The organism is Pseudomonas sp. TE3786 (assembly GCF_054057335.1).
Map to the genome: position 1 here is coordinate 105,306 of NZ_JBSRZF010000004.1, position 11,146 is coordinate 116,451.

The window sequence follows — 11,146 nt, forward strand, 5'->3', positions numbered from 1 at the left end:
CGTTTAGCCGATATTCGACAATTTCAGCAGCAGGCGCAGGTCGTTGAGGATCGCCTTGCCCTTGGTTTTCGCGTCGTAGCGCAGCACCAGGTTGCCGTGGGGGTCGATCAGCCACAGTTGCGGTTCGGCACCGGTGGCCGGGGTGGTTTTGCTGTAGGCCTGGGTGTCGAGGCCGTAGCGGTCCAGGCGCGGATAGTCGCGGGCCAGCTCGGCGTTATAGGCCTCGCTGACCGGTTGCGCAGTGGCCAGACCATGGGTAGCGCGGGAGGCTTCGCGGCCCAGGCCGATCTGGATCTGCCGGGCCAGGTACACCAGCTGACGGCAATCGTCGGCGCAGGCGGCGGGCGCAGTCACCACGATCTGCCAGGTGTTGCCTTCATCACCCTGAATACCCAGATCGGTGCGGCTCTGGCCGTTGCCGATCAGCTCGCCGCTGTAGTTGCGGCCCTCCGGCACCCAGAAGCGAAACTGGTACATGCAGGTGGCCAATACCATCGGGCCGATGGTCAGGGCCAGCAGCAGAATCAACTGCAAACGGCCCTGACGACGCGGCGGTACTTGCTGTTCTGGCGCATGGGACATAGGCATGGCTGGATTCATGGTTGCTGTTCTCCCAGAAGTGGCTCGCGCTTGGGCGCTGCGTGAAAACCGAAATAGATAAACAAACCGAGCAACGCTGCCGCCAGGGCAAACCACTGCACGGCATAGGCCTGGTGCCGCTCCGGCCCCATGGCCACTACCGGCCAGTCGGCCTGGTAGGCCGCCGCGCCGGGTTCCAGGCGCACTTCATAGGCCAGCCCGGCGCGGCCCAGTTGCTGCCACAGCACTTGCGGGTGCACGGCGTTGACCAGCAGCGGCCATTGGTTGCTCGGCCCATCGGCTTGCAGTTGAAAGGTGGTGCCGGGTGGCACATAGACCCAGGCATCGAGGTTCTGCAGCGCAGGCGGCGTACCGAACTGCACCGGGGTGCGGCGATCCGGCCAGGGCAGCCAGCCGCGATTGACCAGCAGCCAAAGGTCGCTGGCCTGGTCGTAGAAGGGTTGCAGCAGTTCGACACCGACCTTGCCCTCGCGGGTGCGGTTGTCCAGCAGCACGCTGTGTTGTTCGTCGAAATGGCCGCTCAGGTGTACCCGGCGATAAGCCGGATCAGTGCTCCGTTCAAGCTCGAGAATGCCCATCGGCTCGGCCGTGCGACGGGCTTCGTAACTGGCCAGCAACTGACGTTTTTCTTCGGCCCGCGCCAACTGCCAGAAACCCAACAGCACCAGCATCGGCAGCAGCACAGCCACCACCAGGGTCGGCAGCCAGCCGGGGCGAAACCGCCTCATCGGACGCGCCCGGACTGCGGCGGGTGACTGGCTATACTCCACGGCATTCCCCTTCCCCATTGGCGAGACTCACACCATGCTCAAAGCGGCAATCGTGTTCATGCTGTTGGCCACCATCGTCAGCCTGTTCAGCGGCTTGGTTTTTCTGGTCAAAGACCAGGGCAACTCGTCGCGCCTGGTCAATGCCCTTACCGTGCGGGTGGTACTGGCTGCTGCCACATTGGCGTTGGTGACCTGGGGCTTCTACAGCGGCCAATTGGTCACCCACGCGACCTGGTAACTCTTCCCCTAGGGCGAATACACCGAAGGTGTATCCGCCGCTACACAGTGTGTCGGGCCAATGCGGCCACCCTCTGCAACGCTGAATCGGCGGATACCGCCTGTGGCGGTATTCGCCCTACGACCTGCGCCGCCAGAGCAACGCGTTACAACACATAAACGAAGATAAACAGCCCCACCCACACCACATCGACGAAGTGCCAGTACCAGCTGGCCGCTTCGAAACCGAAGTGCTGTTTCTCATCGAAATGGCCACGCAGGATGCGGATCAGCATCACCGAGAGAATCAGCGTGCCGATGGTGACGTGGGCACCGTGGAAGCCGGTGAGCATAAAGAAGGTTGCGCCGTAGATGCCCGAGCCCAGGGTCAGCCCCAGCTCGTGGTAGGCCTCGACATACTCGGTAGCCTGCAGGGCCAGAAAGCACAGGCCGAGCAGAATGGTCAGCCCCAGCCAGGCCTTCAGTGCGCCGCGCTTGCCATGGCGCAGGGCGTGGTGCGCCAGGGTCACGGTAACGCTGGAGCTGACCAGCAAAATGGTGTTGATCAGCGGCAGATGCCAAGGGTTGATGATGTCTTTTGGCGCAGGGAACAATTTGGGGTCCGGGGTGTGCAGCAGCGGCCAGGTGTATTCGAAGTTCGGCCAGAGCATATGCGCGACACCCTTGGCACCTTCGCCGCCGAGCCATGGCCCGGCCCAGGTACGCACGTAGAACAGCGCGCCGAAGAAGGCGATAAAGAACATCACCTCGGAGAAGATGAACCAGCTCATGCCCCAGCGGAACGAGCGGTCCATCTGCTTGCTATACAGGCCTGAGCGGCTCTCTTTGACCACCGTGCTGAACCAGCCGAACAGCATGTAGGCGACCAGCAAACCACCGATGGAAAAAATCAGCGGGCCGTGGGATTCCGGGCGGGCGGCTTTCAGGTCGTTGAACCAGGTACCCAGGCCATACATGGTGGTCAGCATGCCGATGGTGGCAATGATCGGCCACTTGCTCTGGGCGGGAACGTAGTAGTGCTCGTAATCGGAGTTGGGGCTCTTTGGCAGGGCCTCGTCGTGCGTCGCCATCTTATTGTTCTCCTTGTTTTACACCGCTTACTTGGCCGCGATCGGCGCATGGCGAGCAGTGATGTCGAACAGCGTGTAACCGAGGGTCAGGTGGTAGACATCCTTGGGCAGATCACGGTCGACGATGAAGCGCACCTTCATTTCTACGCGTTCACCGGGTTGCAACACTTGCTGGTTGAAACAGAAGCAGGCGGTCTTGTGGAAATAGGCCGCTGCTTCCGACGGCACGATGCTCGGAATCGCCTGCGCCGCCATGGGTTTGTCGGTGGGGTTCTGGGCGATAAAGGTCATCTCGTTGACCGCACCCGGGTGCACCGTCAGGTCGGCGGCCACCGGGTGAAAGTCCCAGACCATATCGGCGGCGTTAGTGGCGAGAAACTGCACCTTCACCTGCCGCGCTTGGTCCACTTGTTGCTGGGCACCCGCGTACTGCCCGGCAGTTTTGCCGTTGATGCCGAAGGCCTTGCACATCACGTCGTAGATCGGCACCAGGGCAAAACCGAAGGCGAACATCACCACCACCAACAGCAGCAGGCGGGTAACCAGTTTCTTGGTGGCGATGCCTTCGCTCATGGCGGGCTCACTTCACTTCCGGTGGGGTGGAAAAGGTGTGGTAAGGCGCTGGCGATGGAATGGTCCACTCCAGACCATCGGCACCATCCCACGGCTTGGCCGGTGCGGGTTTGCCGCCACGGATGCACTTGATCACGATAAACAGAAAGAGGAACTGGGTGGCCCCGAAGCTGAAGGCACCAATCGACGACACCATGTTGAAGTCGGCGAACTGCAGGTTGTAGTCCGGAATCCGCCGCGGCATGCCGGCCAGACCGACAAAGTGCATGGGGAAGAAGGCCATGTTCATGCCCACGAACGACAGCCAGAAATGCAGCTTGCCGAGGGTTTCGTCGTACATGTGGCCGGTCCACTTCGGCAGCCAGAAATAGGCTGAGGCGAAGATACCGAAAATCGCCCCGGGCACCAGCACGTAGTGGAAGTGCGCCACCACAAAGTAGGTGTCGTGGTACTGGAAGTCCGCCGGGGCGATGGCCAGCATCAACCCGGAGAAGCCGCCGATGGTGAACAGAATCACGAAGGCCACGGCAAACAGCATCGGTGTTTCAAAGGTCAGCGAGCCCTGCCACATGGTGGTCACCCAGTTGAACACCTTGACCCCGGTGGGCACGGCGATCAGCAGGGTGGCGTACATAAAGAACAGCTCGCCCACCAGCGGAATACCCACCACGAACATATGGTGGGCCCAGACGATAAACGACAGGAAGGCAATCGACGCCGTGGCGTAGACCATCGAGGTGTAGCCGAACAGCGGCTTGCGCGAGAACGCCGGAATGATCGAGCTGACGGCACCGAAGGCCGGCAGAATCATGATGTACACCTCGGGGTGACCGAAGAACCAGAACACATGCTGGAACAGCACCGGGTCACCGCCACCGGCGGCACTGAAGAAGCTGGTGCCGAAGTGGATGTCCATCAGCATCATGGTCACGCAGCCGGCCAGTACCGGCATCACCGCAATCAGCAGGAAGGCGGTAATCAGCCAGGTCCAGACGAACAGCGGCATCTTCATCAGGGTCATGCCGGGAGCGCGCAGGTTGAGGATGGTGGCGATCACGTTGATCGCGCCCATGATCGAGCTGATGCCCATCAGGTGGATGGCGAAGATAAAGTAGGTGACGCTTTCCGGCGCGTAAGTGGTGGACAGCGGCGCGTAGAAGGTCCAGCCGAAGTTCGGGCCGCCACCGGCGGTGAACAGGGTGCTGATCAGCAGACCGAAGGCCGCCGGCAGCAGCCAGAAGCTGAAGTTGTTCATCCGCGGCAGGGCCATGTCCGGTGCCCCGACCATCAGCGGAATCATCCAGTTGGCCAGGCCGACGAAGGCCGGCATCACCGCGCCGAAGACCATCACCAGGCCGTGCATGGTGGTCATCTGGTTGAAGAACGCCGGTTCGACGATCTGCAGCCCTGGCTGGAACAGCTCGGCACGGATCACCATGGCGAACGAGCCGCCAATCAGAAACATGGCGAAGCTGAACCACAGGTACATGGTGCCGATGTCTTTATGGTTGGTGGTCAGTACCCAGCGCATCAGGCCCTTGGCGGGACCATGGTGGCCGTGGTCGTCTGCGTGCCCAGCATGGCCAGGCTCTATCACTGCACTCATGATGGGTCTCCTATTTCTGCGCCTGTTTCAGGGCCAGAACGTCTTTGGGGGTGACCATGTCACCGACGTTGTTGCCCCATGCATTGCGTTCGTAAGTGATCACCGCGGCGATATCGACTTCCGACAATTGCTTGCCAAAGGCGGCCATGGCGGTGCCCGGCCGGCCGAAGAACACGGTGTGCAGGTGGTCCTCTTTTGGCCCGGTGGCCACCTTGGAGCCCTTGAGTGCCGGGAACATCGGCGGCAGGCCCTGGCCCTCGGGCTGGTGACAGGCGGCGCAGGTGGTGTGGTAGATCTTGTCGCCGCGCTCAACCAGTTCTTCGCGGGTCCATTCCTTGCTGGTCAGCTCTTTCATGGCCAGCGCTTCCTGCTTGCGCTCATCCAGCCATTTGGCGAAATCCTCTTTGGATTTGACCTCGACCACGATGGGCATAAAGCCGTGGTCCTTGCCGCACAGCTCGGCGCATTGGCCACGGTAGATGCCGGGCTTCTCCACCTTGGTCCAGGCTTCGTTGACGAAACCGGGAATGGCGTCGCGCTTCACCGCCAGGGCCGGCACCCACCAGGAGTGGATCACGTCAGCGGCAGTGATCAGAAAGCGCACCTTGGTGTTGGCTGGAATCACCAACGGCTGGTCGACTTCCAGCAGGTAGTGCTCGTCTTTGGGTGCCTGGTTATGGATCTGCTCGGTGGGGGTGGCCAGGTTGCTGAAGAACTCCACCTCCTGACCGAGGTACTTGTAGTTCCACTTCCACTGGTAGCCGGTAACCTGGATATCCAGCTCCGACTCGCTGCTGTCGTAAATGTTGATCAGCGTCTTGGTTGCCGGAATGGCCATCACCACCAGAATCACGAAGGGTACGACGGTCCAGAGAATCTCTACCGTGGTGCTTTCATGGAAGTGGGAGGCAACCTGGCCAGTGGAGCGGCGATGCACCAGCATCGACCAGAACATCGCGCCAAACACCACGATGCCGATAACGGCGCAGATCAGAAAGATGGTCATGTGCAGATCGAACACGGCGTTACTGGTTGCCGTTGCGCCCTGCGTCATATTCACCGTCCAGGCAGCTTGCGCCTGACTGAATACCGACCACAGCAGGAGGCCCATCCAAACTCGTGGATGTCGCATCATTGCGGGTTCCCCTTATCGTTCTTGTTATCCCGCCGGCTGTGCCTGCGGCCAAGGGAGCGTCGAGCTAGAAAACTGACTTAGCTGTCGCACCCTCGCCTTGCCGTGGCTCAGTCCGGGTTCATCAGGTCATGTGTTTCGACTCGGAGTATAGCCAGCGACTTCCACCTCGCAACGTCGAAGCAAAAATCGCCACGGGCAGCCAGAGCTTGAGCTAAAGCCCCCGGTTCTATTGGCTTGGGCAAAGGTGTAACGCTGGCGTTATAACGGCTTTGCTTGTAAGAAATATGTAATTATGACGATCTCGTCTGAGCACCATCCGACCGCCAGCTAATGTGTGAGTCTTCGATCTGTTTCATCCGTGAGCAGATTCGCCGCTCACCCCATGTCCTTTGTTCGGGAGCAGTCATGAAAACCGCCGCATTGCGCGAGCTGATTCAGCGCGCACAGCAACACGAAGCTGAGAGCGCCCAACTGGCCAACCAGCTCGAAGGAAAGATCGCCGCCTTGCACCGTGCCATTCGCCTGCCGGCGGCTGATGAAAAAGCGGCGCTGGTGCGTTTTGTCGCCGCTTATATCGATCAGGTGCCGGATATTCTCGACGCTGCCAATCAGGTAGCGCGTGACGCTGGCATCGAAGAACAGATCAAGCCAGTGCTGAGGGTCGCCGAGGAATTCTTCCTCCACCCACCGGCGCTGATGGCCGGCCATGAAGGCCTGGACGGCATGCTCGACGAAGCCTACCTGGCCCATCGCCTGGTGGAAGAGGTGAATGACCGCTATATCACCCACTTGGGCCAGCCGTTGATCCCGCTGGATACCACCGTGGCCAACCTGATCGCTCACCAGCTGATCGGCGAGCCCTTCGCCAATGAGCTGGACGAGGCCGTACACCACGCGGTGGATGGCATGCTCGAGGCGAGCATCTTCGAACAGGAATCGGTGCAGGCGTATCGCGACCGCCTGAGCAGCCCCAATACCCACGCGGCATGGCAGCAATGGCCGTGCCTGTCGCGGCAGCTGGGGGTGGAGTTGCAGTTGCAGGACGCGGTGTAGGTTGGGTTGAGCGCAGCGAAGCCCAACCTACACCGCAGCCCGCCGCCCAAATCTTTCCAACAGGACGCTGTCAGCCCTCACGCGTTCTGGCTTGCAGGTGTGGGGGGCGAACCCTTGTGTATCGTTGGGCTTCGCCTTTGGCTCAACCCAACCTATGCGATGCTTTTATTGCGGCGAATAGCGCGGCCGCGGTGTGGCCATCGGAATCGGGCTGCTGCCATCCAGCGGCAGAAACTCGGCCCGCTCGGCGTCATAGGCGCGGATTTCGCTGGTGTCGATGCTGTACACCCAACCGTGAATAAACAGCTGCCCGCTGGCCATGCGCGAAGCTACCGAAGGGTGGGTGCGCAGATGCTGCAGTTGCGCCACCACGTTCTCTTCAGTGAGCACGCCGAGGGTTTCGTGCTCGGTGCCGCAGCTGCAGTTGTCCGCCACCATGATCTTCGCCACCTCGGCATGACGCAGCCAGGCTTTTACCGTGGGCATCTTTTCCAGGGTGTCGGGGTTCATCACCGCGCGCATGGCACCGCAATCGGAATGACCGCAAACAATGATGTGGTGGACGCCGAGCGCCAGCACCGCGTACTCGATGGCGGTGGAAACCCCACCGTTCATTTGCCCATAGGGCGGCACCACGTTGCCGACGTTGCGGGTGACGAACAGGTCGCCCGGCGAGCTTTGCGTGATCAGTTCAGGAACGATGCGCGAGTCGGCGCAGGTGATAAACATCGCCCGTGGGCGCTGGGCAGTGGCGAGCTTCTGAAACAGCTCCTGCTGGTCAGGAAACACCTCAGTGCGAAAACGCTGAAAGCCGGCAACGATCTGCTGCAACGCCTCATCGGCGCCCTCACCTTGGGCCTGGTCGAGACGGTCGAGATTCTGTTGGTCGCGCGTGTTCATGAAGGACTCCTGAGCGAGAAACGGACCTGAAAGACTATAGGCCGACATTGTTCCAGCTCAGCGGGGCTTTCTCAACGCGTGCAATCGTCACCGCCGGTATCGGCGGGCATCCCCCCCCGTCTTTGCTTTTCATGCCATCAAGCCAGCTGTCCGCTGCGGCGTTGCTGCCGTCCACCTGGGCCATGATGCTGTTCTCAATGCCCTGGGTGAATGTCAGGTTGGTCAGCAGCTTCGCCACGTTACGGGCACGCCTGTGCATAACCTTTGCGGATCAGGGTGTAAACACTGCCGCTGGCAGCGAAGTATTTCTCACCGCCGGTAAGATATTTCAGCTTGAATTGCACGTTCATCGGGTGCGGGGTCCAGCCCAGGAAGGTGATAAAACGCTCGCGTTTCACCGCCGGGACAACCTCGGACAACATCGCCGGTTCACTGGGCTCCACCAGCTTCCATTGGCGCAGGTCGAACTCGTTTTTCGTGATGATTCCTGCAGCGACTGGTTGGCCGATGCGCCGGCACCGATGCCGTAGATGTTGTGGTCGAACTTGTCGGCAAACTTGGCCAGATCGGCGTAGTCATGCACGCCGGCGGCATACACGTAATCCGCTACAGCCAGCGGGAACTCTGCGCCTTCGAGGTTTTTCCGCAGTTGCTCGACGGTAGCGGTTTTCCCGAGCTGGACGTAGTGCGCCTGCTGCGCCGGCATCCAGTTGCCGAGAAATACCTTCACCAAAGCCTCTTTCAAACCACCGAAAATGATCGGCTGGGGCCAGGGTGTCGACCTTGGCTTGGTAGCCCATGCCGTCGAGCAGAAAACCGGCGGTCGCGGTGGTGACGGCGACGTCCCTCCAACCCGGATCGGCCAGGCGCGCGGTGTCACAGCGTTGCGCCGCCTGGGCGCTGGCCAGACCGCGGGCCAATAGGCCGACCCCGATGCTCAGGTGTGTGCACAAAGCTGTGGATAACTTGGTGGATAAGCGCAGCGAAACCCATCGATTTGGGTAACGATGGGTTTCGCTGCTCTACCCATCCTACGAGGCGTTTCCTATACTGCGCGGGCCGGCAAGGACTGCTCTGGCACCCTTATCCTCTGCCTTGTGGACCGTCCTTGTGAATATTCGCCCTGCCCTCGCCCGTTTGCTGTTTTGCAGTCTGTTCGCCATCAGCGCCGTGTCGGTCGCGGCAGAGAAGGTCTCAGTCAAAACTCAGCCTCTCAAGGTTCAGGAGCTGGCCTCCGGCAGCGCCCTGCTGGTGGATCTGAAAACCAATGAAGTGCTGTATTCCAGCAACCCTGACAAAGTCGTGCCCATCGCCTCGGTAACCAAGCTGATGACCGCCATGGTCACCCTGGATGCCAAGTTGCCGATGGACGAAGTGCTGCCGGTGCAGATTCAGGACGTGAAAGAGATGCGCGGGGTGTTCTCGCGGGTCAAGGTCGGCAGCCTGGCCAGCCGCCATGAAATGCTCTTGCTGGCGCTGATGTCCTCGGAAAACCGTATGGCCGCCAGCCTGGCCCACCACTACCCGGGCGGCGTGCCAGCATTCGTTGCCGCCATGAATGCCAAGGCCAAAGCCCTGGGCATGGCCCATACCCGTTATGTGGAACCCACCGGCCTTTCAGAACTGAACGTATCCAGCGCCAACGACCTGGTCAAACTGCTCAAGGCCAGCCAGCAATACCCGCTACTGGGCCAGCTCAGCACCACCCAGGAAACCACCGCCAGCTTCAAGAAACCCAACTACAGCCTGGGTTTTCGCAACACCAACCACCTGATCTACAAAGCCAACTGGAGCATCCAGTTGACCAAGACCGGCTTTACCAACGAGGCCGGCCACTGCCTGGTGATGCGCACCATGATGAACAACCGTCCGGTGGCCTTTGTGGTGCTGGATGCCTTTGGCAAATACACCCATATCGCCGATGCCGGGCGCTTGAAGACCTGGGTGGAGACGGGCCGGGTGTCGCCGGTGTCGGCGGCGGCGCTGGCGTACAAGCGTTCCAAGCAAGGGGCGCATCAGCTCGCGGCTGAGTAATTCGGTTGCAGGAAATCGCGGCTGAAGCCGCTCCTACAGGGAAAACTCGATCTGTAGGAGCGGCTTCAGCCGCGATACTTTTTTAGCCCTTCATCTTCTCGCTGACATAGTCCAGAAAGCAGGTAATCCGCGAAGCCAGCGCCGTGTTGCGGTAGTACACCGCATGAATCGGCTGCTGCACCTCTACGGTGTGCGCTTCCAGCACCTGCACCAGCGTCCCGTCGTCGCGGTCCTGGCGTGTCATAAAGTCCGCCAAACACACCAACCCCGTACCTTCCAACGCCAACTGCCGCAGCGTTTCGCCGCTGGAGGCCTTGATGGTCGGCGTTGCCTGCCAGTACTGGCCGAGGGCATGGCGCAATGGCCACTGGTTGAGGGTTTCCGGCTGGGTAAAACCCAACAGGCTGCGCTCGCTCAACTCTTCCACCGTTTGCGGTGTGCCGAACTGCTGCAGATAACCGGGACTGGCCAGCACCCGCAGGCGATTGCTGCCCAGCGGCCGGGCATGCAGGGTCGAGTCGCGCAGCGGGCCGATGCGAATGGCCAGGTCGGTGCGCTGTTCGATCAGATCGATGATCTGGTCGCTGCTATGCAGCTCCAACTCGATCTCCGGATATAGCGCGCGAAAGCCGGCCACCAGCGGCACTATCACATGCAGCATAAAAGGCGACGCCGCGTTCACCCGCAGACGCCCGGCCGGCCGTTGGCGGCGCAGGGCCATCTGTTCCTCGGCATCTTCGACGCTGGCCACGATCCGCCGCGCCTGCTGGACAAAGGCGCGACCTTCTTCCGTCAGCTCCAGACGCCGCGTAGTGCGGTGCAACAGGGTGACGTCGAGCTTTTCTTCCAGACGACTGAGAGCACGGCTGACCCCCGAGGCGGTTTGCCCCAGATGCTCGGCCGCAGCGGTGATGGAGCCACTGTCGACCACGGTGGCGAGGGCGAGCAATTCGTCGAGGGTGGTTTTCATTGTTGACCCTGAGTCAATAAGCACGCCCGAACGCAGGCGATTTGTGCACAAGTGTGGCGCGAAATTAATGTCCGGAACCAGACGGTCGACATAAAAGAGTGGCTTGAACGGCTTATTCAGCGTCGATGAACCCGAGAACTGGCTCAAGAACAACAAAACCTCCAGGTTTTCTTCAACCCACTAGCCCCCTTTGCATGC

At 60.8% G+C, this 11,146-nt stretch carries 11 protein-coding genes and 1 pseudogene; 3 read left to right on the forward strand and 9 right to left on the reverse strand.

Translation table 11 applies throughout. The features are described from left to right. Window positions 1-3: 3 nt before the first annotated feature. Complete coding sequence (locus ACVW0Y_RS06630) at window positions 4-582, reverse strand: hypothetical protein (protein ID WP_457437169.1); 579 nt, start codon at window positions 580-582, stop codon at window positions 4-6. 14 nt (window positions 583-596) lie between these two features. After that, window positions 597-1,328, reverse strand: coding sequence for an SURF1 family protein (locus ACVW0Y_RS06635; protein WP_457436905.1), 732 nt, complete (start codon window positions 1,326-1,328; stop codon window positions 597-599). A gap of 76 nt (window positions 1,329-1,404) precedes the next feature. Between ACVW0Y_RS06635 and ACVW0Y_RS06640 the strand changes: the two genes are divergently transcribed. Further along, window positions 1,405-1,608 (forward strand): twin transmembrane helix small protein, encoded by a 204-nt coding sequence (locus ACVW0Y_RS06640; protein WP_457436906.1) that lies wholly within the window; start codon window positions 1,405-1,407, stop codon window positions 1,606-1,608. A 145-nt stretch (window positions 1,609-1,753) separates the two neighbouring features. On the opposite strand, the gene ACVW0Y_RS06645 is transcribed toward ACVW0Y_RS06640, so the two are convergent. From ACVW0Y_RS06645 to coxB, 4 genes are read right to left on the reverse strand one after another with little or no spacing between them, the layout of a single operon-like run. After that, window positions 1,754-2,677, reverse strand: a complete 924-nt coding sequence (locus ACVW0Y_RS06645; protein WP_457436907.1) for a cytochrome c oxidase subunit 3 — start codon at window positions 2,675-2,677, stop codon at window positions 1,754-1,756. Window positions 2,678-2,704: 27 nt separating this feature from the next. After that, window positions 2,705-3,250: a cytochrome c oxidase assembly protein gene (locus tag ACVW0Y_RS06650; protein ID WP_457436908.1), complete on the reverse strand. Its 546-nt coding sequence runs from the start codon at window positions 3,248-3,250 to the stop codon at window positions 2,705-2,707. 7 nt (window positions 3,251-3,257) lie between these two features. Continuing rightward, window positions 3,258-4,856, reverse strand: coding sequence for a cytochrome c oxidase subunit I (gene ctaD, locus ACVW0Y_RS06655; protein ID WP_457436909.1), 1,599 nt, complete (start codon window positions 4,854-4,856; stop codon window positions 3,258-3,260). A 10-nt stretch (window positions 4,857-4,866) separates the two neighbouring features. Further along, a complete protein-coding gene (gene coxB, locus ACVW0Y_RS06660) occupies window positions 4,867-5,991 on the reverse strand; it encodes a cytochrome c oxidase subunit II (RefSeq protein ID WP_457436910.1) in 1,125 nt (374 codons plus the stop codon). 405 nt (window positions 5,992-6,396) lie between these two features. Between coxB and ACVW0Y_RS06665 the strand changes: the two genes are divergently transcribed. Next, window positions 6,397-7,044 (forward strand): hypothetical protein, encoded by a 648-nt coding sequence (locus ACVW0Y_RS06665; RefSeq protein WP_457436912.1) that lies wholly within the window; start codon window positions 6,397-6,399, stop codon window positions 7,042-7,044. A 165-nt stretch (window positions 7,045-7,209) separates the two neighbouring features. Here the strand turns inward: ACVW0Y_RS06665 and ACVW0Y_RS06670 are convergent, their stop codons facing one another. Beyond that, window positions 7,210-7,944, reverse strand: coding sequence for a carbonic anhydrase (locus tag ACVW0Y_RS06670; RefSeq protein ID WP_457436913.1), 735 nt, complete (start codon window positions 7,942-7,944; stop codon window positions 7,210-7,212). 34 nt (window positions 7,945-7,978) lie between these two features. Then, a pseudogene (locus ACVW0Y_RS06675) lies at window positions 7,979-8,927 on the reverse strand (glycine betaine ABC transporter substrate-binding protein). A 127-nt stretch (window positions 8,928-9,054) separates the two neighbouring features. Between ACVW0Y_RS06675 and pbpG the strand changes: the two are divergent. Continuing rightward, on the forward strand, window positions 9,055-9,978 hold the full coding sequence (gene pbpG / locus ACVW0Y_RS06680) for a D-alanyl-D-alanine endopeptidase (RefSeq protein ID WP_457436914.1): 924 nt from the start codon (window positions 9,055-9,057) through the stop codon (window positions 9,976-9,978). 82 nt (window positions 9,979-10,060) lie between these two features. Here pbpG and ACVW0Y_RS06685 read toward each other — a convergent pair whose 3' ends face one another. Further along, on the reverse strand, window positions 10,061-10,948 hold the full coding sequence (locus ACVW0Y_RS06685; RefSeq protein ID WP_457436915.1) for a LysR substrate-binding domain-containing protein: 888 nt from the start codon (window positions 10,946-10,948) through the stop codon (window positions 10,061-10,063). Window positions 10,949-11,146: the final 198 nt, after the last annotated feature.